The organism is Pedobacter ginsenosidimutans, from assembly GCF_001442625.1.
Classification (GTDB): domain Bacteria; phylum Bacteroidota; class Bacteroidia; order Sphingobacteriales; family Sphingobacteriaceae; genus Pedobacter; species Pedobacter ginsenosidimutans.
Genome location: NZ_LMZQ01000006.1, coordinates 1 through 23394, shown reverse-complemented (window position 1 = coordinate 23394; position 23394 = coordinate 1). Strand labels below are relative to the sequence as shown.

The 23394-nt window shown below is 40.9% G+C and carries 19 protein-coding genes; 13 read left to right on the top strand and 6 right to left on the bottom strand.

The genetic code is table 11. From position 1 onward, the window contains the following. Positions 1-3 precede the first annotated feature (3 nt). The 8 genes from ASU31_RS10445 (at position 4) to ASU31_RS10410 (ending at position 9369) form a co-directional block, all read left to right on the top strand. The gene (locus ASU31_RS10445) at positions 4-2802 is read left to right on the top strand and encodes a M16 family metallopeptidase (RefSeq protein WP_083505329.1); all 2799 of its coding nucleotides are present in this window, start codon (positions 4-6) and stop codon (positions 2800-2802) included. A 34-nt stretch (positions 2803-2836) separates the two neighbouring features. Then, positions 2837-3220, top strand: a complete 384-nt coding sequence (locus ASU31_RS10440) for a hypothetical protein (RefSeq protein WP_157257966.1) — start codon at positions 2837-2839, stop codon at positions 3218-3220. Between the two features lie 11 nt (positions 3221-3231). Then, positions 3232-4353 carry an aldose epimerase family protein gene (locus ASU31_RS10435; protein ID WP_057932272.1) on the top strand — a complete coding sequence of 374 codons (1122 nt, stop codon included), beginning with the start codon at positions 3232-3234 and terminating at the stop codon, positions 4351-4353. Positions 4354-4720: 367 nt separating this feature from the next. After that, positions 4721-5476, top strand: coding sequence for an alpha/beta hydrolase (locus tag ASU31_RS10430; RefSeq protein WP_167346173.1), 756 nt, complete (start codon positions 4721-4723; stop codon positions 5474-5476). Further along, positions 5476-5985, top strand: coding sequence for a helix-turn-helix domain-containing protein (locus tag ASU31_RS10425; RefSeq protein ID WP_057932270.1), 510 nt, complete (start codon positions 5476-5478; stop codon positions 5983-5985). The genes ASU31_RS10430 and ASU31_RS10425 overlap by 1 nt, the downstream gene beginning before the upstream one ends. Positions 5986-6316: 331 nt before the next feature. Continuing rightward, a complete protein-coding gene (locus tag ASU31_RS10420; protein ID WP_057932269.1) occupies positions 6317-7591 on the top strand; it encodes an aminotransferase class I/II-fold pyridoxal phosphate-dependent enzyme in 1275 nt (424 codons plus the stop codon). A gap of 31 nt (positions 7592-7622) precedes the next feature. Next, positions 7623-8282 carry a TetR/AcrR family transcriptional regulator gene (locus ASU31_RS10415; RefSeq protein WP_057932268.1) on the top strand — a complete coding sequence of 220 codons (660 nt, stop codon included), beginning with the start codon at positions 7623-7625 and terminating at the stop codon, positions 8280-8282. 151 nt (positions 8283-8433) lie between these two features. Beyond that, positions 8434-9369: a response regulator transcription factor gene (locus tag ASU31_RS10410; protein ID WP_245224531.1), complete on the top strand. Its 936-nt coding sequence runs from the start codon at positions 8434-8436 to the stop codon at positions 9367-9369. A 35-nt stretch (positions 9370-9404) separates the two neighbouring features. Here the strand turns inward: ASU31_RS10410 and ASU31_RS10405 are convergent, their stop codons facing one another. The 5 genes from ASU31_RS10405 to ASU31_RS10385 all read right to left on the bottom strand — a co-directional run bounded on the left by ASU31_RS10405 (position 9405) and on the right by ASU31_RS10385 (position 15598). After that, on the bottom strand, positions 9405-10496 hold the full coding sequence (locus ASU31_RS10405) for a PIN domain-containing protein (RefSeq protein ID WP_057932266.1): 1092 nt from the start codon (positions 10494-10496) through the stop codon (positions 9405-9407). A gap of 12 nt (positions 10497-10508) precedes the next feature. After that, complete coding sequence (locus ASU31_RS10400) at positions 10509-11798, bottom strand: 5'-methylthioadenosine/S-adenosylhomocysteine nucleosidase family protein (RefSeq protein WP_057932265.1); 1290 nt, start codon at positions 11796-11798, stop codon at positions 10509-10511. 77 nt (positions 11799-11875) lie between these two features. Then, the gene (gene mobC / locus ASU31_RS10395; protein ID WP_057932264.1) at positions 11876-13921 is read right to left on the bottom strand and encodes a conjugal transfer protein MobC; all 2046 of its coding nucleotides are present in this window, start codon (positions 13919-13921) and stop codon (positions 11876-11878) included. Between the two features lie 10 nt (positions 13922-13931). Beyond that, on the bottom strand, positions 13932-15143 hold the full coding sequence (locus ASU31_RS10390) for a relaxase/mobilization nuclease domain-containing protein (protein ID WP_057932263.1): 1212 nt from the start codon (positions 15141-15143) through the stop codon (positions 13932-13934). A gap of 17 nt (positions 15144-15160) precedes the next feature. Next, positions 15161-15598, bottom strand: coding sequence for a plasmid mobilization protein (locus ASU31_RS10385; RefSeq protein ID WP_057932262.1), 438 nt, complete (start codon positions 15596-15598; stop codon positions 15161-15163). Between the two features lie 871 nt (positions 15599-16469). On the opposite strand from ASU31_RS10385, the gene ASU31_RS10380 reads away from it, so the two are divergent. Then, positions 16470-16751 carry a hypothetical protein gene (locus ASU31_RS10380; protein ID WP_057932261.1) on the top strand — a complete coding sequence of 94 codons (282 nt, stop codon included), beginning with the start codon at positions 16470-16472 and terminating at the stop codon, positions 16749-16751. Between the two features lie 149 nt (positions 16752-16900). On the opposite strand, the gene ASU31_RS10375 is transcribed toward ASU31_RS10380, so the two are convergent. Next, a complete protein-coding gene (locus ASU31_RS10375; RefSeq protein WP_057932260.1) occupies positions 16901-17503 on the bottom strand; it encodes a hypothetical protein in 603 nt (200 codons plus the stop codon). 319 nt (positions 17504-17822) lie between these two features. Between ASU31_RS10375 and ASU31_RS10370 the strand changes: the two genes are divergently transcribed. From ASU31_RS10370 to istB, 4 genes are all read left to right on the top strand, one after another. Further along, positions 17823-19454, top strand: coding sequence for a hypothetical protein (locus tag ASU31_RS10370; protein WP_157257965.1), 1632 nt, complete (start codon positions 17823-17825; stop codon positions 19452-19454). A 528-nt stretch (positions 19455-19982) separates the two neighbouring features. Beyond that, the gene (locus tag ASU31_RS10365) at positions 19983-20627 is read left to right on the top strand and encodes a Crp/Fnr family transcriptional regulator (protein WP_057932258.1); all 645 of its coding nucleotides are present in this window, start codon (positions 19983-19985) and stop codon (positions 20625-20627) included. A gap of 250 nt (positions 20628-20877) precedes the next feature. After that, complete coding sequence (istA, locus tag ASU31_RS10360; protein WP_245224530.1) at positions 20878-22416, top strand: IS21 family transposase; 1539 nt, start codon at positions 20878-20880, stop codon at positions 22414-22416. Between the two features lie 17 nt (positions 22417-22433). Beyond that, positions 22434-23189 carry an IS21-like element helper ATPase IstB gene (istB, locus tag ASU31_RS10355; RefSeq protein ID WP_057932256.1) on the top strand — a complete coding sequence of 252 codons (756 nt, stop codon included), beginning with the start codon at positions 22434-22436 and terminating at the stop codon, positions 23187-23189. The last annotated feature ends 205 nt before the right edge of the window (positions 23190-23394 follow it).

The window sequence follows — 23394 nt, the reverse complement described above, 5'->3', positions numbered from 1 at the left end:
ACAATGAAATTAAATTTGAAATATACCATTAGCCAAGGACTGGCGCTGATAATAACAGCAATTACTTCTGTAGCATCGGCCCAATCCCTGCCACTGGATAAATTGGTAAAAACAGGTAGGCTCACTAATGGGCTTACCTATTACATCCGAAAAAACACAGAACCCCAAAAGCGAGCAACATTATATCTGGTCGTTAAAGCAGGATCAATCCTGGAAAACGATGACCAACAAGGACTTGCCCATTTTATTGAACACATGAGCTTCAACGGAACCAAAAACTTTCCTAAAAACGAGCTCATCAATTACTTGCAACGTTCGGGAATCCGCTTCGGAGCAGACCTGAACGCCTATACAGGTTTTGATGAAACCGTATACCAATTGCCTATACCAACCGATAAGCCGGATATCCTTAAACACGGGCTTCAAATCCTGCGCGACTGGGCGCAGGATGCGACCCTAGACCCCGCGGAAATCAATAGCGAGCGTGGTGTGATCTTGGAAGAAAAGCGCCTGAGAATGGGCGCTCAGCAAAGGGTACAGGACCAGACCTTACCGGTAGTGCTGAATGACTCCAGATACGTTAACCGCCTGCCTATCGGAACAGATGAGGTCTTAAAAAACTTCAAGCCAGCTGTAATCCGCTCATTTTATAAAGATTGGTACAGACCAAACCTGCAAGCCGTAATCATTGTAGGAGATATTGATGTTACTGCAATAGAAACACAGATCAAAACACTATTTTCAGATTTAAAGAACCCAATTCAACCCAAACTAAGAACAGTTTATGCCATCCCCTTAACCGGAAAAAACCAGTTCAAAACCATCACCGATAGCGAAATCCCTCAAACTTCTGTTGACATCAGCATCAAGTTTAAAGAACGCATCAACAAAACAGAGGCTGATTTTAGAAAAAGCCTGATCACCAACCTCTTCTCCAGCATGTTTTCTTCAAGACTAGCAGAATCCGCTAAAAAGCCAGATGCGCCATTTTTAAAACTATCCGGCGGATATGGCAGTATGATGGGAGGTCTTGATGCCTTATCTATAGAACTCGTACCCAAAAAATGCCAACTAAAAAACGGATTTATTTCTGCATGGACAATCATTGAAGGCATTAAGAGAAACGGTTTTATTGCCACTGAACTACAAAGAAGCAAACAATCCCTTCTTTCCCAGATGCAAGCTGCTTTAAAAGAAAAAGACAAACAAAGTTCAACAAGTTTAGCTGATCAATATAAAACCCATTTTCTCAAAGGAGAGGCTGCCACAGGGATTGAGACCGAAAATAAACTCGTAAATGAAATCTTGCCGGGAATAACCCTCGCTGAAATTAATGCAGCAGCCAAAATGTTCCTCAAAGCAACCGATCGCGACATCATCATTACAGGTCCTGAGAGTGAAAAAACCATAATGCCGGTAAAAAATGAAGTAGATGGTTGGATAAACACCGTAGAAAACGCCACCATCAAACCATACACCGAAACAACTTTTAGTAACGGACTAATCACCAATCTCCCACCAAAAGGAAAAATTGTATCAGAAAAACGAATCCCAGAAATCGGCGTAATGGAGTGGATGTTAAGTAATGGCGCTAAAATAGTTTTGAAACCAACCGATTTTAAACACGATGAAATTTCGTTTTTGGCTTTAAGTCCGGGTGGAACTTCCCTTTATAATAACCAGGATTATGAATCAGCCGCCAATGCTGCGGGTATCGTTGCTAGTTTTGGACTTGGTGAATATGACAACATTTCTTTACCCAAAATCCTAAACGGAAAACAGGTATCCATTCAACCATTTATTTCAGATAGGGTAGAAGGACTTCAAGGCGGATCATCCGTTAAAGATCTGCATACTGCAATGGAACTGCTACACTTATACTTCACTTCTCCAAGAAAAGATACAGCGCTATTCGCCAAGATCATCAGAAACTCAGCCGAAAGAATCGCCAATCGTTATACCGACCCGGATGCAATTTTCTCAGATACCGTTTCCGCGGTACTGGGCGGCTATAATCCAAGAAGAACCGGACCAACGCTGGATAAACTAAAATCCATAGAACTTGATAAAGCAGTCCAGATCTATAAAGAACGTTTTGCGAATGCAGGAGATTTCACCTTCTTTTTTGTGGGGAATATCAATAGCGATAGCCTAAAATCCTATGCGGAACAATATATCGGTTCGCTGCCATCATCCGGCTTCACCGAAAGTGCTAAAGATTTGGGCATACATATACCTTCTGGAAAAATTGCCAAAACAGTAAATGCAGGTAAAGAAGATAAAGCTACCGTGCGTATGGTATTCAGCGGGAATTATGAATTTAATCCTAAAAATAACCTGTCTTTAAATGCACTTCAGGAAATCCTGCAATACCGGTTAACTGAGCGACTGAGAGAAACAGAAGGAGGCGTATATACGCCAAGTGCTCAAATGAGCAATAACAAATACCCAACAGCAAGATACAGTTTCACCGTTGGTTTTGGTTGCGCTCCAGCAAATGTCGAAAAACTGATCTCTGCCACCTTAGACGAAATCAGGAAACTTAAAGAAAACGGTATTTCAGCTGTTGATCTCCAGAAATTCAAAGCGGAAGAACTCCGACAAAACGAACTGGCTGCTAAAGACAATGGTTTCTGGTTGAACTATATATCTGGTCAATATTTAAACCAGGAAGATCCTCTAAGCTTCTTAAAACTGAACGAAGCAATAGAAAAACTCGATACAGCTACCTTACAACAGGCTGCCAAAACCTTTTTTAACGAAGATAATTATGTCCGGTTGGTCTTGCTTCCAAAAGAATAGTGTATAAATAAAGATAAAGTCATCACAAGTTAACATGCAAAATGATTTATGCAGTATCGGCATGCTGATCTACGATCTAAAGCGGCAAGTGACATTCACTCCAGGCAAAGCTAATTTTCATTTTCTGGAAACAGAATTTAAACGGATCAACCTTAGCATCAGCTGGAAATGGAATGAAAAGATTAACGGATATCCCTATCTGTTAGCCTTTCACAAAAGAGAAGCAGAATTCCTGCTTGCAGAAGTATCTAAACTCGATCAGTACAATACCGAGCTGAAAGGCCTAAATCCTAGTAGCGATTTCCTAACCGAAATCTATACCTCCATTGCACTAGGACTTTCTGAACTCATTGACCGCATTGTGATCATGGAACATAGCACCGCAATCATGGATCAATCTGCATTAAAATATAATTAACTCAAAATACCATGAAAATCAAATCTTCCCTGCCAATCCTTCTGCTCATCCTCGCAGCTGGATGCAAACCAACAAAAACAACCCTGCCAGGTCAAATCCCTTCCGCTGAAAACTTCCAGCAGGAAATCGACGGAAAACATACCGATCTGTTTATCCTTAAAAATAAACAGGGCATGAAAGCAGCCATCACCAACTACGGTGGCAGGCTTGTATCCCTGCTCGTTCCAAACGCAAAAGGAGATACCGTTGATGTAGTGGTAGGATTTAATGATCTGGATGGATATAAAGACAGCAGCGAGCCTTACTTTGGTGCCACCATCGGAAGATACGGCAACCGTATTGCTAAAGGCAAATTCAGCATCGATGGCAAAGCCTATCAGATCATCCCCAATAATGGTCCAAACGCACTGCATGGCGGAAAACAGGGATTTCAGTACAGAGTTTGGGATGCCAAGAGAATAGGCGATTCCGTGCTAGTATTAAAATATACAAGTAAGGCAGGCGAAGAAGGATTCCCAGGAAAGTTAAATGCCATGGTAACCTACACGCTAACCCACGATAATCACCTGGAACTGGAATATTCTGCATCCACAGACGAGCCAACCATTGTTAACCTCACCAATCATGCATTTTTCAACCTGAACGGTGCAGGCAGCATATTAAGCCACAATTTAATGATCAATGCCAACGGCTACACTCCTGTAGGCAGTACACTCATTCCAACTGGAGCACTTGCCAGCGTAAAGGGAACACCATTTGATTTCAGGATTTCTGAAAAAATCGGAAGCCGGATCAACGCAGATAATCAGCAGTTAAAATTCGGTAAAGGATATGACCACAACTACGTGTTAAACCCTAGCAAAATGATGCCAGCAGCCGTAGTCACCGGAGATTTATCAGGAATCACCATGGAAGTTTATACCACTGAACCAGGCCTCCAGTTTTATTCAGGCAATTTTATGCAAAGCAAAAACAAACTGCGTACGGGATTAGATGATTTCAGAACCGCATTCTGTCTGGAAACACAACATTTCCCGGACAGCCCAAACCACCCAAACTTTCCAAATACGGTTTTAAGACCGGGGCAGGTTTACAAAAGTACAAGTATATACACCTTTTCAGCAGCTAAATAAAGGCTGAAAAGAATCAAGATAATACCATAGCCATTATGGTTTTTTAGTTGAGTAAAGACATTTAGTCTTTGGTTTTCTGATCGGGGCCCGCTGGATGGCGGGTCCGCGGTCAATTTATAATGGCCAACAGGTAAAAGAGCTACTAGGTAGAAGTAGAATAAGAATAGTTAGTTAATTGGAAATGGGGTGAAGCTGGATAGCCGCCCCTTTTTAGTAAATGAAAAAACCATTAAAAACGTGGTAAAAATTACCTGTCCAAATACTCTATTAAGTTGTGCAATAAAAAAAGATACGTTGTAATGATCGGCTTCGGGCAACAATGCCCAGGCCATTGTTCGACAGAACATCATTACTTAAAAAAAACGAAATGATATCACCAAACATACAGGAACAAACTGCCATAATTTTTGAACCCATAAAACTTGAACCGGAATACGAATTTGTATTGCCCCAATTTACCATAGAAATATTTGTGCCAGTTGAAAAAGACATTACCCTGAACGGACTTCTATACGAAAAACCCACAAATAAATATTTAATGATTTATTTTCAGGGTAATGCAAAGAACCTCCAGAATTTCTTGGATAACCATGCCATGGTGTTCGACTGGGGATATAACATCCTGGTTACCGATTACCGTAGCTTCGGTAAATCCGGTGGTGAAATAACAGGAGAAGAACTGTTGTACTCAGATGCCGAAAAAGTCTACGAGTTTGCAGCGTTCCTCGGTTACCATCCTGATCAGATCATCCTATACGGTTACTCCATGGGTGCAGCGATGGTAGCTCACCTGGCCACCTGTAAACCAGCAAAAGCCGTGATCATGGAAAGCGGTTATTCCTCCATTAATGAAATGGAATTTTCCGCTGGACTCTGCCCCGCATTTCCGCTCAACAATGCGGAAAAAGCAAAAGACATCTTTATGCCCGCCCTCGTCATCCATGGCTTATCAGATCACATCATCACACCAGATCACGCCGAAAGGATATTAAACCGCCTTGGATCAACCATCAAACAACAGTTCATCTTGGCAGGCGGACATGGCGACCTGAAGGAAAAACCCGAATATATCGGCATCATCAATGGTTTCATCGAAAAATTATCAGCTAAAGAATTGGTATAATGGAAAACCAGACTCTACATATCCACCAGCCATCTCATTTAGATCAAAACGATACCGATCTGACGCTGCTTAACCGTAGGCTAAAATCCAGACAGGAATTTACCCTTGCCAAACTGGCCGTTAGACCTGCAAAGGCCGAAGTAACCAGAAAAAGGGAATGCGATTTTTGGGATTACAAACAACTGGAAAAATTAACCGGATTAATCGAAAGCCATTATGCAACCGATAAAAAAGTGAGCTTCTATAGCGAACAGTTAAACATCAAACCCAGAACACTAAACAGGCTGACCAGTTTTGCACTTGGCCAAACCGTATACCAGTTGATCCTGGACCGCAGATTAAAGGCAAGCCGGGAAATGCTACAGGACAGAACTAAAATCATCAAAGAAATCGCCTACCTGACCGGCTTTAAAAGCTCCGGACGGTTTAGCCGCTTCTTTAAAGAAATGACCGGTATGAGCGCAAGGGAATTTAGAAGGGAATCATTCCGCCAACAACAAAATAAATAAACCAGATATCATAACCAAAAACGATAAGGAATACCTAAAACCAAGATGCCAATGATGAAAAAATAATAAGCAGCAACTGATAAAAATAAGTGCTTTCGGAAAAAATCTAATAGATGGAATTCCTGCAAAGTTCAACTGGTCAGAATTTAGCCTTAATGAGATTTTTATGCCCTTTTCGGTAGTTTTTAGAAAGATTTTAACTGATTGATTAGGCGCTTTTTAGCTTCCTAAAAACACTATTTGAAAATAGTTCTGCTAATTCACCACTAAGCGGAAATTACTGCTCTAGTTTCGCTGCCATACTTTTTCATTATTCTTAAAATTATTAAAAATGAACAAAACAATTATTGATTTTGAGCAGGCATCTTTCAAAGACTTTGAAAATCCTAAAGGTTACAATGTGTACGAGCGGAGCGCATTGTTTAGCGATTATTTAGACTCCTTGGATAAAAGGGGACACCTGAATTACCGGCTGGAAAGCACCACTGGTTGCGGACCAACGGTAAACATGGACATCAAAGGTTTCGGTGGTCCGCGTAATTATGTAGGACTGGTATCCAATGATTATCTGGGTTTCACCCAGCACCACCTGGTTAAAAAAGCGGCGGTCTTTGGGATCACTTATTATGGTACAGGTGCTGGAGCGTCACCTGCCATTGGTGGTCACTTTAGTTTCCATCAGGAACTGGAAAACAAGATCGCTGCTTTTTTCAGGCGTGATGCAGCCATTATTTATACCACAGGATATACCGCCAATAGCGCCACATTACTCTGCATGTTGCAGGATGAAGATCTGGCCATCATCGATATGGGTGTTCATGCCAGCGTACAGGAAGGTTTGCGCGGAAAGAACGTAAAAACCTTTTTGCATAACAACCTGGAAATGTTGGAGCGCATACTCAAACAATCCAAAGGAAAATACCGCTCGATTATTGTCGTTATCGACGGCGTATATTCCCAGGATGGTGATCTTGCGCCACTCGATCAGATTGTTGAACTCGTACACCAGTATGGAGGATATGTGATGTTAGACGATGCGCACGGAACAGGAGTAATCGGAACAACAGGCAGGGGCGTAATTGAACTATATGATCTATTTGACAAGGTAGATATCATCTCAGGAACATTCAGTAAAACCTTTGGGCACATCGGTGGCTACGTAATCGCAAGCCCGGATCTGATCCGCTTCCTGAAATTCCAAAGCCGCCAACATCTATTTTCTGCAACCAGTACGCCCGCCGCAATGTCCATCATCAAGGCCATCGAACTGATTGATGAGGAACCCGAATGGATGGATATGCTCTGGGAAAATGTGCGCTATTTTTCAGATGGTTTGAGAAGTCTAGGTCTTGATATCGGTACCACTTCATCTGCCATTATCCCGGTTAAAATACGTGATGCAAAATTAACCGGGGAAGTAAGCAGGTTACTATTGAAGGCTGGCGTATACGCCAACCCCATCATTTATCCGGCCGTTCCAAAAAAAGATTCCAGGATCAGGATGAGCCTAATGGCTACCCACAAAAAAGAACATCTGGATATCGTGCTTAATGCTTACGAAGATATATCCAGAAAACTTCCGATCCGGCTCGCCACGGAAGTATAAAATCAACAAACTAAATTATAGCTAACCAAATATGAACAAACAAAGAGGGCCTTACAAGTCACGGGATCCGGAAATCACCAAACAGTTACTTGTCGATACGGTAGGGGTAATCCTGACTGAAGAAGGATATAAAGGACTTGGAGTAAATAAGATCGGAATAAGGGCAGGGGTGAACAAGAAATTGATCTACTGGTATTTTACCAGTTATAACAATCTGCTTAAAACCTATATCCGTGGCCGTGATTTCTGGAAGCCCATCTTTGAAAAGTTCCGGCTGACCAAAAAGCCAAAAGAACACGAATTACCGGGCTATATCAGCGCCATCTTTAAAGAGCAGTTTCACCACTTCTTGACCAATGCAGAAATGCAGAAAATGATCCAGTGGCAGGTTTCTGAATCCCATCCGCTTCTGAAAGAGATTTCTGATGAACGCGAAGCGCAGGGAGATCCGATAGCAAAATTAACCGATCCCCATTTTAAGGATTCAGGAATTAGTTTCCGTGCGGTTCTTGCATTAGTGCTAGGTGGTATTTACTATACCGTCTGGCATGCTGGAACCAATAAAAGTAAAGTTTGTGGTGTCGACATCAACGAAGAACGCGATAAGGTGGCTTTTGAAAAAGCCATCGGCCAAGTCATCGAAGCAGTTTGGAAACTGGCGGAAACTGAACGTGATGAGGGTTCTTTGTAGATTCTTTGGTTCGTAATAAAAGGGTTGTTGAGAGGATCACCGGTGCGGTTCTGATCGGGAGATCAGGACCGGCCGGCTGATTATCACCTTTTAGCTACCAGGCTTCTGCCATTTTTTTGAATTTTTCTTAGCGGTTTTTAATTCATCTCCTATGTATATTTTTAATTCCGAAATGCACATACTCACCTTTGTGGTCAGTGTGCTGGAATTCGGTATGTTCTTTTCCCAGGTTATCCTTTATCTTTCCAGACCACAGGAAAAACCAAGATTGTGGTATTGTTTGTTACTGGTGTTATTGATCCTGTATAATATATCCTGCGGGCTCTTCCCGGATTCAAATTTTGCTATCCCCATCATGGCGCAGAATATCATTTCCTATGGAAGTGGCTTTCTGATTGCGTCCTATTTTCCTTGTTATTTTTATATGGCCTTTGGCCTTCGGGCATTAAGGTGGCATGTGTTTTATGGCGTACCCATGTTTTTGTTGATCCCTTTTGGTGTTTCCTTTTTGTTTGCATATCCGCTTACCGGTAAACTCGAATATGCCACCAGTTATGGCATGATTATACCAGGTGTTTATGCGTTAATCTTACTGTTTATAATGTTAAAAGCAATCCGGTCTCAAAACCCTTCGGAAAATGATCTGGCATTTTCTTACGGAAAACCGGAAATGTATAAAGTTTATTCTGCTGTAGTACCCTGGGTATTGATGGGCGTTTTTGTTTACCTGCATATCTCGCAATGGATTCAGATTATGGTTACCAATTCAGGGTTTTTGGTGGTAACAATTCTCTGTTTCCGCAAAACCATCCGGTGGGAGCGTGCAAGGGATTTACAATTGAATGCCGTTTATGTTGCGGGTGTTGGCGCTTCCATATTTGAACATAACTGCGCGGTGTATGGGTTAACGGCGAGGGAAACAGAAATTTCACTTTTGATCAGTCAGGGAATGCAGTATAAATTTATTGCGGATAAGCTGTTTATTTCACTGGATACGGTGAAGAGCCACGTGAAGAATATATTTAAGAAAGTTGGGGTGAACGATAAAACGGAACTGGTGTATAAATTGGGGCAGGGGGTGATCTAATGATGATGGCTACTTAATTCAAAGTTTAGGCCGGGTTAACGGCCTATCTCAAAGCGATCAATTGTAAGACCGTTAATGCGTTTTAAATTTATACTCAAATTAAAACTTGCTTCTATTCTAATTCGAGCATACTCGGAAAGTAGTAGACCATTAGGAAGTTCTTCCAGTTCTTGAAAATACTTGTGCATCCAACCTGGATCCCCTAATAAGTAGTGATCTAAAATTGTAAACGATAGAACACAACTTCTGAGTTCAAATTCGTAGTTAATGCTTAGCCTACTTGCACCTGTGTCTTTACAGCCAATTATTAAGGGATCTTCAATACCTTCTATTATTTCAAACTTATGACTGTTTATCACAGGCATGTTAGGGAACCAAGTGTTGTCGTTATTAATTAAGCGCATAAGTTCTTCGGTACTAATTGAATTTAAGTAGTCCGATATTTCATCCTGTATCTCAAGATCATAGTGGTCCAGAATTTCATGTTGAACTTTATCGAAGTTGTAAAGGTGATCTTCTTCCGAAACTTTGTCTTTTAGAAACGCGTTTAAAGATTTGTAATTAAGGAATTTACATTGTACTCCATAATCTCTGATATCAACTAATAATTCGGGAAGGAAATTAACCGAATTATTTTCAAAAAAATCATTTGCGTTTGCCTGGACAAAAATAATTTCATCCTTGATTTTGTTATGCTTTAAATATTCCAAAAGCGACAACCAGATAAGCGTATCTCTATATCCTTTGTCTTCGGTAAAAAACGGTTTTATCTGCTTGATAGCTCTATGGACTAGTTTTTTTTGAGGTATCGAATCGTAGGGTATGAAGGTTAGTCTATCGAAATTATCAACTAGTATGTTTTTAAAATTATATTTTTCTATCTGACTATATACATCTACTTCCAAGGCTTCGGCATTAACTTTATTGAATGCCTTAAGTGAATTGTTCAAAGATGTAGCCACCTCTTGCATTGAAATTTCCTGCTTATTTTGGACCTCTTCACAAACCAGGTCTGACATCAAAAGTTCAACGCCTGAATTATTCGCAAAGTTGATCAATAGTTGAAAATGAGCGCTTCTAAGGTGCCAATTCTGATAAAATACATTAGTGTCAATAAATATCTTCATTGTATTTAAAAGTTATAGCGGGAGATGTTCCATTGCGAATTCATAAAAGAAACTGGCACTTGTATGTGTAGCATAGCCAACTCGATGAACTGGAGGTTTTAATGGAGCGGTATAGACAGTATTGTGAGAACCAAAATCTGAAACCGACTTAATTGAAACAAATAGTGGTTTATTTTTGAATCTGGTATTCACCGCTGCAAAATAGAATCCATAAGTTTCCATATCCAATCCTATAACCCCCGGGTTTGCAGTTATAATTTTATTAAACCAGGATTCAGATCTAACTAAAGCGTTTCCGGAGGCCATACTTCCAAAATGAACATTGAGTGAACTAGTGAATAGACTATTACCAGGATAATCTTGTTTGATGGTAGTTAATGGCGCTTTATGGTCTGCAAACTGCTTTATTCGAGTAATTAAGCTTCTATCAGCCTCAATGGGCCGTTTTTTGTCTTTCTCAATATATTCAATATTGCCATTTGTAACTTTTTCTATCACAGTTACTTGCCCATAATCGAATGCCTCTTTTGCAACTAGTATATCACCAAGTCCTGTTGTATGCATAAGGTTTTTGTTTCCAGCTGCGTGACCAATCATAACTAGAAAATTTGGGTTGTGAGAATTGATCATTTGGGTTGTAGCGACAGCAGCGGCCGAACTTCCCTGATCTTGTGTTTGTGATAACACTACCGCCAAACGTTTAGTGCCTTTTTCAAAATATCCCTTAGTGTAGTTGTGGCTGTCTGCGTCAAGTAATGGCAGGAGTTTCGGACTCTTTAGAAGTGAATTTACCGCATTAAATTCTTCGGGAGTTGCTGTAATAATGCCGATAAGGTATTCATCTGATGCACTAGATTTTTTCTCCTTTTCTATGTGTTTAGGGTTTTCTTTCTGTTCTTCGATAGCGAGTTTTACAGCTTCGTTCATCTTGTAGTAAGCCCTGACCAATAGTTCTTGGACAGTTGCTTCGACATTTACTAAAACACCATGACCATTTACTTTTGTTATTTTCGAAAATAAACTATTTTCTTTCTTAGCCCATTTTGCCAAGGCCTTTATGTTATCAATGATTTCCTGGTCGGAAGCTGAATAGGTGTCAGTTAGTTTACTATAAAGAGTATCATATAGTTCATGATACAAAGTGTCCATCAGTCCAAACACCTCATCTGCGTACCATTCTATACGCCATCCTTCACCAGGTCTAATGTGCTTGTATGCCTGGGCATATTCATCACGATTATTTTCTAAAAAATGTTCGACCTCGATTTTGGTCCTTGGAATTCTTGAGAGAGTTGCAGACATATTAAGTTTTTAGGTTGCTAAAGTAGAAATTTTTTTTCAGCAGAGCAGCGGGACGTTGTTATCGCATTCAAGCTTTTTTACTTTGTTCTAAGTGTCTCTGAAGCTTCCTTAATTTGCTTACTCTTTTTTTGATTTGCAACCGAATCACGATTTTTTCTCTTATTTGATTTCTTCGGCCGACGATCACTGATCTTTTTCAATTCCAGCCTCATCAACTCCTGTACATCCCTTTTAACCCTTAAATAATTTTCATCAATATCCTCCTTTGTAACTGTTCGGATAACTGGAAGCGGTTTGTATCCAGCTTCCTCTTTGGCAATAGCCTCATGATCATTTTGTATCTCACCATGAAACATTTTTTGCGGAATTTTTTCGCCAGGACTATCCGCCACAATACCCACAAACTCTCCTGAAGAAAGCGTAGCAATTTTAGAGGCTGGAATCGCATAATCCATCTGTGTTGATTTAGAAATAGAAGTATCATTGCTATTGATGCTCATGCTTTGCCTATCCTGCATAATTTTGCCGAAAGTCTCCGAAAGCTTCTTTGCACTATCACCCGATACCTGCCCACTGATAATATTGGCACAAATACCCGCCATAATCTCCGCCTGTTCCGCGCCATATTCCTTTTTCACCTGTTCAATGCTTTGTATCCCGATTGTACAACTGATCAGATTACTCCTGCCGGTACTAATCGTGGTAATTAAATTCGCCACCAAGGTCGGATATTCATCAAAAATTAAGCTACATTTCTGTTTACCTTTTTTATTGATCAGCTTCAGCATCCGGTTCACGTAAAGTGAAAGCACAGCCCCATAAGTATCAATTTTCTGTGGATTATTACCCATAGAGACAATCTTAGGCGAATCGGGATTATTAATATCAAGCGTAAAATCATTACCCGTTAGCACGTAATACAACTGCGGTGATGAAAGCCTGGCAAGGCCAATTTTAGCTGATGCAATCTGACCCTCTAATTGCGCCTGGGCATTATTCCGCAATGCCGAAACAAATGGATTAATCAGCGCTTTAATTTCTTCCTCAGCTTGCAACACAGCAAATAATGGATCGTAATTCAACTGCATTAGCTCGATAACATGGGCCAATGTGCAATACTTGCCATTCTCGTATTTCTTTAAAAACCAGATTACTGCGGTTAAGAAATTGATTGGCGATTCAACGAAGAAATCTCCTTGTTTTTTAAGCCAGTCTTTATTCAAGCCCATCATAATGGTACGACTAGCCTCTGTTGCATCGGTAATATCTTCCATACCATTGGGATCAAGTGGATTGCAGCGATGCGTTCTGTTCAGGTCTTCAAAATTAATCATGTAAAAGGCTGGTTTAATCTTATAATTGGACCGATATTTTAATAGCTTATTATAAGCCATTCGGGTTAAATCATCAAACTTAAAATCATAAATGAACATTGAAAAAGCTTTTTTTAACTGCTGATCCATGATATGGCGGATCACAAAATAGGTCTTTCCAGCACCACCAGATCCGGCTACCAAAACGCTCCGGTAAGGGTTAACACAATTTATCCAGCCCTCCCTTGTCTTACCCTTTAAGTTATATTTGGTAGGTAGATTAAAAGAATGTTCGTTTTCCAGCAGCCGTTCTTCCTGCGGGAAGGTTTCATTTTCCGAATTAAACACGTCAGTAGAAAGGTTGTTTTTAATCAACCTGCTTAACCAGGTGCCCCCGGTAAGCACCAGTAAATAACCACTTGCAGATAAGGCGATGTACAAGGCAGCTATCGCTGTCAGAGGGCAAGGCAAATACAAAACCAGTACACTAACCAGGTAAATCAGTAAACCACACACCAAATAAGCCACAATGCTATTCCTTTGGATTTTTTCATCCTTTTTGCCCTTCACACCGAGTAAGGATATACACAAAAACAACAAGGCGGCTAGTTTGGGTTTAAGCATGCCGGTAAACAAACCGGTTTTTGCAATATTCACCACAATCCTGTCGGTAAGCGTTGCCGTCCATCCCCAAAACTCAAATGCCCTATAACAGGTAATATAGAAATGTATGGCCAATATGAAAAGGCTAATCAGCCTTGTAAAATCAAGGATCTTACGTAGTCCTTGGGTATCTTCTCCTGTATTCATGAATTAGTTATTAAAGGTTAATCTGCTGGGTTTGTTGGCCCCGTTTTTTTCGTTTCTTTTTTCTTTTCGGCAGGTGAGGCGCATGTTCCTGTTCCATTCTTCCCAATAGAATTTCAAGATAATGGGTAGGAGCAACAGGTTGCAGGTAACTATTTTGATCATCTTTGGCCGGATTTGGAAGTTTACTGTTAAGGGAGGTGGTCGTATTTACTGTCGCCTTTTGCTTTTGTGGCAATTGGTTAAAGGTCTGCAACAATGCTTTAGCGCCATAAGCTTTGCCTAGCTCGCTACCATTGAAAACCGCTCTCCCCAGGTGATCAATAAAAGTTAAGCCATATATATGCCCATCCTTGCTGGTCCGGTAAAGCAGCTCTATTTTCCGCTCTTTTAACTGTTCCTGGAAACCTTGTTTGTTGGGATATTTTTCCAGCACGTGGTTTATACGCTGTTTTAAGATTGTGGCCAATATTTTACGCTTGGATTTATTCTTTTCAAATCGCTGTTCCAGTTTGTCCAAAGTATGTTTCCCTGCAATCCTGCTGGCTTTGATGGGAACACCTAGTTTATTTCCCTTCTCATCAATAATGCGGTATAAGAGCCCCTTAGCCCCATACATAGCCGATTTTTCATGCCCACGGTCGGCCAAAATGTTAAAGCTGCCCAGAGCTGCATTGAGCTCAGCCAGACTGGTGTAGTTGTATTTCTGAACGACAGCATTTACAATCTGGGTAATTACTTTTTTGGTCTCATCCCTACCGTAATCCGCCTTTTTAAGTGCCCAAAGGTCAGGAGGGGGGAGTTCCTGTTCCGTTCCCCGGCCTGCAGCTGGGGTCAGTTCATATTTGGTTTCTATTTCCTGTCTGGCAACTTCCGATAAATCCCGTCCCAGGTTGTGCAGACTAATGCGCTTACCGACTGCATCAATATTCGTGGTAACGATATGACAATGCGGATGCCCGGCATCCAGGTGCCTGTAGATCAATAGCGGTTGCTCTCCGAAACCGACCCGCGCCATGTAATCCTTTGCGATCTGCTGCATTTTGTCATTTGATATTTGCTCCTTGCTTTCGAAATTCAGTGAAATGTGCAGGCAATTGGTTTTTACCCGCTCATTAAGCCCTGCCCGCTGCTGCAGGAAAAACAGCTTATCTGAATAACCCAGAGCGCTGCTTTCTTTCAGGTAATTTACTCCAGCAAGAAATACCGCGCTTCCTTCGCCCATTTTCTTCTCGTTATAATTTAATGCTCCCCGGATATTTTTCCCGCTGACGATCCTTGCAACCATGCATCTGATATCTGGTTCAATTTGTTTTTGATCTCACTAATTTTCGTATCTACGTTTTCTTTGACCACTTTATAGCCATCTGCCATTATCCTAACCCCTGGTGCTGTGGCATAACTGTTCATCTTTTTTGCGATCTGGTTGAGATTACTGCCTATGGCACTTAGCTCGTTTTTAAGCAGTACCATTTCGGTAATGAAATGATCAAATGACTCGTTCCGGGAATTAACTTTTACAGGTTTTTCCAGCAGGACTTTGCGAAGATAGGTGCTCAGATCTCTATAAGGCGTTTTGCGGTACCGCTCATTAACTTTACCCATCTCCTCAGAGGTCATTCTAACATGAATCCACTCCGTGCGTTTTTCGCTTTTTTTGTTGAGGTTCTTTCCATCCATAATACTTTGATATACTTCATAGCTGTACTTTGTAAATAGCAGAAAAACCGAGTTCCGAGTGTTTTTCTCTCCTCCCTCCGAGTTTCGAGGCCAGGGAGTGAAATCCGTTTGTATCACAAACGTACATTTCACTCCGCCACAAAAACAGGCGGAGTACCTTAATGAGAGGAGGAAAGTGCAGGTGAGAAAACTGATTAGTTAAAATCCCGGATCCAGCCTCGATTCTCATTTGATTGTTCTACGCTTTAGCAATTGTAGCTGAATAAAATCTTCCAGGCCCGGCGAGAGAAAACACCGTAGTTTGCAGCGAATCTTTTTGCGAGGAGATGTAGTGATCCGTTTGATCTTTGGATAATGTTTGCCGGTCGTATCGTGGCTTTTTGTTTGTGATAAATTGTTCATAATTCTTTTTTGACTAAGCCAAAATTGAAAAAGATGAGACTGAGAGGGTAGGAAGCTAGTTGGGGAGTTGGTATAAAATAGTTTGAGAAACCTGGCTTGGTTTAGAAATGGCAAAATTATAATCAATACTTGCCAAACTGTCACTATAGCTGTAGGTTGTATGTTTGTTTGTTCAGAAAATGGGCTTTTGTGTATAGGATTGGTGTGCTGACTTTAGGCAATCTGGCAGTATCAGAGAATATTTATCCAGTGTCATTTTTACACTAACTGTCAAAATGTGAGACGTTTTTATAACGAATTGCAAATGGTACAGGACTTGATGTACCATTTACAGATCCATTTGAATAGGTTAACATTTGGAATTTTTCGATATCCTATTTTTTCATTTCGCGGTGCAAATATAATAGCATATTCTGAAACTACAAGAGCCTGAGGTGGTGCCCTTCGCACTGAGATGAAAATATAGCTCATGGCAAATTTTACAAAAACTGATTTGGCCTACAAAGGTTATAAGGATTCAGCATGGCCTGATGATGACCCGAAATTGACGGGTAAACCTGACAGTACAATGCTCAACCGCTCAGAGTCTTATGAAATGGTTTATTTTATAAATCGTTACATGGCTGGAAAAACCTGGAAGCAGAAAGGTACATTCAATAAGATTGAAGCATATCTTAAAGAACACAAGGCTGATAGTAAGTCCCACGCATTCTGGCGGGCAGAACTAGATAAGAATTTCAAACTTAACTAGGATGCATGAAAAGGTAACCCGAATTCGGGTTACCTTTTCTTCTGTTAAGGAATTAGATTAAAAAGTCTGCTTGGTCTTCAGTTTTTAACAGCAGTTGAGAATTGATAAGCTGAGATGGTACAGTCGCTCTAATTTCTTTTATCCAATATCTAAAACAGACTCAGTTGCACCTGCGCCACTCTATACTTATCGATATCCTTTAGAGTCGCCTTAATAATCTTCTGATTATAATTGCCTCCATCGACATCGCCCAATTTTTCTTCCATTCTTTCCTTTAAGAAAATCAAAGCTGTATCAAAAGCCACCTGTTTTGATGAAAAAGATTTATTGTACACTGATAGCCCGGAACATGATCCTGCAGTACCCCATGAGATACTAAAGCCATAACACCAAACCCCGTTTGGTCCTCTACCCACTGTAATTGTACTGTGATTTCCCCAGCGGGTCTTATCCAATCGTCCGAGCTCAGTTTCTTTCTGATCCAAAAATACCGGTCTTTTCAGCCATCCATATTCGTCAAAACAAATCTCCCCAAAACCAAACACTAACCCTTTTCTATAGGCGTATGAATTCATCAATATCTGGCGGATATCCTCGCCAAACTGTGCAAACCAATTAAGTTTTAGTTCGTCACCAGCTTTAACGGCCATTAAAAGTTCACTAAAAGTATCCCTTTCATGTGAACAAATATTATATTCTGATGCATATTCATCCAAGTAAGTCTGATCAAAAATTTTCAAAGAATTTTCCATAACATTAAGATTTAAGTTTTTTAATAATGGAAACCCAAGCCGGCTGCTTTACCGCTCAAGGGCCGACCGCAAGGAGGTTCATATACCCTTGACCGGTAAACGGGCAGATCGGCTTAACTTTGTAGTAAAAAACAAACCCCAAGCTCATTCATTATACAGCATGATTCTGTTTGTCAAGCTCATCAAACTTGAATGATGCTGTTGATTATCATGAAAATAATATAAGGGGTATTATAAGGAAGGGAAATTCCAAATTGTTGTAACAAATCCCAAAAAATCAGATCAAATTTGTACACGAATAAACCAGATAAATACTTTTATGAGACTAAGGATATCGCTCGGTATCATTTTGACGTTTTTGCTAATGCCCTTCCCAGGTTCAGCTTATTTATACGGAGAACATAAAAAAATCGGTGATGCAGCATTCACCAAATTCAAATTGGCCTGTGCTAACCTACCTAACGGTAGATTTTTCTTTGATGCACTACTGGATGGAACGGGGAGTTTTGAAAATTTCGGTTTTTTATCTGATGGCGGAAACCCAATCAGTTATGGTGTGCTAAATGGATTAAATGGAGATCATGAGGTCGATCCGCTGCTGTTAAAAGAACATTTGAGAAACCGAGAATCTGTCATCCAAAAGATTATCGCTATGCACCAGTCCTACATTGACCAAGGGCAGTTTGCTGCACCCGATGGTAAACTGGTGGCATTAAATATGCGTTATGCTTTATTGGCAGTGGTTAACATGGCGCATTTTTATCTTTATGGAAAAGATTTACGTTCGCAGATTGCCGCTTTTAATCCAGCCTGGATTAAAGATGCGCAGGATGAAAGTAAGGTAGCTGCTGTCTTCCGTAAATTGGAGAAAACCAATGCTTTAACGATGTATGTAACAGTGCATCTAGTGGCGATGGATCTGGCTGCCCAGGCCGGTAAAATCAAAGAAGCGAATCCCATGCAGGCAAAACTCCTGCTGCAACAGGCGATCCTGTTCAACAGCTTTGCTGATCACTTTTTAGAAGATGCTTTTTCTTCTGGCCATTTGGTGGTCAACAGAAGCCCACTGGCATCCTTTACCAATAATAAAGCACTACATGATTTTTATTCTATGAAAGGCAGTATGGTAGTGAACAGGGGTGGAGAAGTTTGGAAAGCCTATGGTGATGGATCGCTGGCGAAAAGTGGTACTGAAAGGGTGGTTGAAGCTGTAGAACTTTCATTGTCAGAAGTGTTCGAGGCTTATTCTGGTAAAGTCATCAAGCAAACAGATTCAGATAGCCTGCTAGAATTTATAAAACCACTGAGCCTGATCCCTATCCCATACAATACTGATCTTGATAAGGTGCTACCAGATAGCCTGATCACCAAAGATGCCCGTAATGCCAGCCAGCTTTTGCCGGAACGTAATTTTATAAGGAGCAGGATTGGAAATTCGATTGTATTTGGTTTTAATACGAGAGCTTTTCGCAGTAATTACCTGCAGAGCGGTGAGTTCAGGCTGAAGTTCGGGCTTTTTTCGAAGCGATATGAATATAATGCGAGTGGAACAAAAAAAGGTATGCTCGACTATTTTAACGGCTATACCTTAAGCTATGGCTTTGGAAACATAGGAAGATTTGGATCAGAACAACCAAGGGAGCGGGTTCACTTACTAAAAGGGGGGATTCGCAGCAATTACGATTGGTGGATTAGTGATACCAGATTTTTGGGCTTTACCAGTTATCTTGAAGGTGGATTGGAATTTACCGGAGGTAAAACAAAACCAGTATTTGTTCCTTCAGCGGGAGTCCAGTTAGGGCCACTGTTAAAGGTGAACTATTACAATATGCCATTGTGGTTGCGCATCCCTGCACAGCTTGTCCTGCCCCTTGAGGTGCGGATCGGTAGTGTGATCGGAAATGGAAAACCAGCCATGTTTTCAGGACTGGATTTAAATTATGTTTTTTAAAGGCAGCACTACAAAATAACATCTATCCTTTACCGGTATAAAGTCGCCTGCTTTTCTAAACAGTAAAAAACAAAATCGATAACCCTATCCTCGCCACGAATCAAGGATTATCCGGGACCTAGTATAGCCTATTGATACAACTTCATTATTCTAAGGGAAGTCGTTAACAATATTCCTGAATTTATTTATACAATAGCCATACACTTGTTGGCAAAAGCAAGTGATGAGATGGAAGGACCAAAGTAAACCCTTCACGCTTGACGAGGTAGCCAGGATTTAACGAAAAATGGTAGCTTTTCTATTGCAGTTATTTCCAAGGTTATTTCTGCTAACGTTTCTTACAAATAAGGGACTTTTAGCAAAATAATCCATATTTGCAAGTTTGTGATATTAAGAGTGCCGCACATTTCTTTCAACCTGTGTGATTATTTGTTTGTCCAAAGATTATCTGAATATTTGTGTAACTGACATTTATTATTTTTGTTAAATAACCAAATATTTCTGTGCCTGAAAGGCATTTTTTTTCCTATGGACCAGCGTTTACAGCCGAATCCCATAAAGCCGGTATCTGATGAATCATTTGATACCATCATTGGCGTTATGGACAGTTTTACTAATTTAAGCAGGGCATTTAAAGCCAAATTACGCCCGATGCTTTTCGAGATCACCTATAAAAAGGGCTATATGATCCTCAACCCCGGAGCAAAACAATCCTTATTATGGTTTAATCTTGATGGCTTACTCAGGGAGGTAAGCATAGACCGGAATACTTATCAGTCGCAAACAACATGGTATTGGTTTAAAACTAATTTTGTTTACGCCATGCCTGGTTTTTTTGACCAGGAGCCCTCGCAGGTCTCCATAGAGGTAATAAAAGATACCAGGGCAATTCTTTTTAGCTATGATAGCTGGAGGATACTTAAAAATTCATTCGAGGAAGCTGACCGGATGATTGAGATGATCAGAAGTAGCTATGAAACAGCAAGAAAAACCCATCTCAAAGAGATTATAGAGCTGGATACAATCACCCGTTACTTGAGGCATGAGTCTAAAATCAACCTTCTTTTTCCAAACATAAAATTGAAATATATCGCTGAATACATGGGAATGTCTACCGATACGCTAGGTAAACTGCGGCGCAAATTCATTCGCAGGAAGCAACTGGCAAAATAAATTAAAGATATTTTTTTTTCAGACGTGGGACTGTTTTTTCAAAGCTCCCCAACTGGTTTTTTCTCGCTTTAAGTGTGGAATTTTGCTGCAAACATTTTTAAATACGATATCCAATCTTTACTTGAAGAACCTTGGTAGGCTTCGGTTTAGAGGATATTCTTTTAAGCGCATGTGCCTTAGTTGTGCTAAGCAAGGCGGTTGATTTTTGGGTATCGTTAACCATTGGTAAATGGCTAATACAAGTATAAGTATGAATAAGATTAGGCAGATTATAAGGCTCTACGATCAGGGAACAGGCAAGCAGACGATTGCCGATTATATTGGCATTTCCCGAACCACCGTCATAAAATATATCGAGACACTGGAATCCTTTGGCTTTCCAATCAAGGAAGTAGATGCTCTGAATGATAAAGAACTCAACGAGCTTTTTGGGGAGATCAAGGGCAGAGCCACTTTCGAAAGCCCAAAGATGAAAGCGCTCATCCGCTGTTTCCCACAGATGGAGAAAGAACTTAAAAAAGTGGGTGTCACCAGGCAGTTGCTGTGGAAAGATTACATTAAAGAATTCCCAGATGGATACCGTTATACTCAGTTCTGTAATTATTTTAAATTCTGGCAGCAGAGGGTCAATCCGACCATGCATAGGACACATAAGGTCGGAGATAAATTATTTGTTGATTTTGCTGGTAAAAAACTGAGTTATGTGAACCCCGAAACCGGTGAGGTTATCGATGCCGAAGTATTCGTGGCCGTACTTGGCGCAAGTCAGCTCACCTACGTAGAAGCTGTAGCGAGCCAGCAGAAGGAAGATTTTATAAAGGCCTGTGAGAACACGATGCATTACATGGGCGGGGTGCCATCTGCAATTGTACCTGACAATCTGAAAGCTGCAGTGGTGAAAAGTCACCGTTACGAGCCTACATTGAACCAGACCTTCGAATCCTTTGCCCACCATTACGATACTTGTATCCTTCCGGCAAGGGCCTACAAGCCCAGGGACAAAGCATTGGTAGAGGGAGCTGTACGCATTATGTATACCAGGATCTATCTGCCCATCCGGCAAAAAAGCTATTATTCCTTGGCAGAGCTTAACAGGGCAATATGGGAAAATCTTGAAATTCACAATAACCAAAAATTACAGGGCAGAACCTACAGCAGGCGGATGCAGTTTGAGGAAATAGAGCGCAGGGAATTGAAAGCTCTGCCGCTTGAACGTTTTGAGATGCAGGAACAGTTTTGGTCGAAGGTTAAATCCGATGGTCATGCCTGTTTGGGCCCGGATAAACATTATTATAGTGTGCCGATCCGCTTTTTGAACAGTAAGGTTAAGATTTTGTACTCTACATCAACAGTAGAGATTTTTTATAAAACTGACCGGATTGCTGTGCATAAGAGAGACAGAACAAAGCATGCCTATACTACCAATAACAGCCATCTGAATCATCTGCACCGTTACTCTGCTGAACGCTCCCCGGCTGTTTTTCTGGAACGAGCAGCAGAGATTGATGAAAATGTAAGGATGGTGATCCAGGCGATTTTGGAAAGTGGCAGACATGAGGATCAGATTATCCGTTCCTGTGAAGGTGTCCTAAGTCTTGGCAAAAAGTTTGGCCCTGAGCGCTTGGCTGGTGCATGTAGACGTGCAATGGATTTCGGTGTGCACACCAAATTTAAATCCATCCAGTCCATTTTGGAAAAGAATCTGGACGGGTACAGGGAAAATATGTTTGCTCATGAGCGGCCTGCACCCGTTCATGAGAATATTAGAGGAGAAAAATATTATAAATAGGTTAATATCTACTGAACATGAATAATTCAGACACTTTAAACAAATTACGCTCATTGAAACTCTTTGGTATGTACCACGCATTCAAAACCAATCTTGAAATGGGTAAAACCGAAGATTATACACCTGACCAATTATTGGCTGAACTGATCGAAGCCGAACACGAGGATAGGATCAACAGAAAAATAAACCGTCTGATCGATGCCGCCAGATTCCGTTATAAAGCTTCGGTAGAACAGATCAATTTTCACAGGGACAGGAATATTGACCGAACGCTGATTATGCGGCTCGCGGAATGTGGGTTTATCGAGAAACACGAAAATGTGCTCATTACCGGCCCTACTGGTATCGGAAAAAGTTACCTAGCCTCGGCATTGGGGCATCAGGCATGTGCTTTGGAATATAAAGTGGTTTATTGGAGTGCCCCCAAACTTTTCACCAAGCTGAAGCAGGCCAAGGCGGATAACAGCTATGTGAAAGAGATGACTAGGATTGAGCGGTCCGAGATGCTGATCCTGGATGATTTTGGGTTACAGCCACTGGATGCACAATCCCGGGCCATGCTGATGGAGATTGTAGAAGATAGACATGAAAAGAATTCAATCGTGATTACCTCGCAGCTTCCGGTGAGCGCTTGGTTTGAAATGATCGGAGATAAAACTATTGCCGATGCGGTTTTAGATAGGATTGTGCACAATGCACATCGGATCGAGGCATTAGGAGAATCTATGCGTAAAAGCAGACCTCGTAGGGTAGAAGAGAATGTTTATGAATAAGAGTTTTTTGAGTCAAAAACATCGATTTTTGGGTATGGGTATTTCGGCAAAAGTGTACGCGCGTTTCGCATTTAAGCTGACACGCCGTTTCGCACCAAACTGACAGGCTGTTTCGGGCCAAGCTGTACGCACTGATCGTTAGGTCAGGATTTCTTCGCTCAACAAATCCTTTTAATTTTTTAAGTTCGGGCCAAATAAAGAGCTC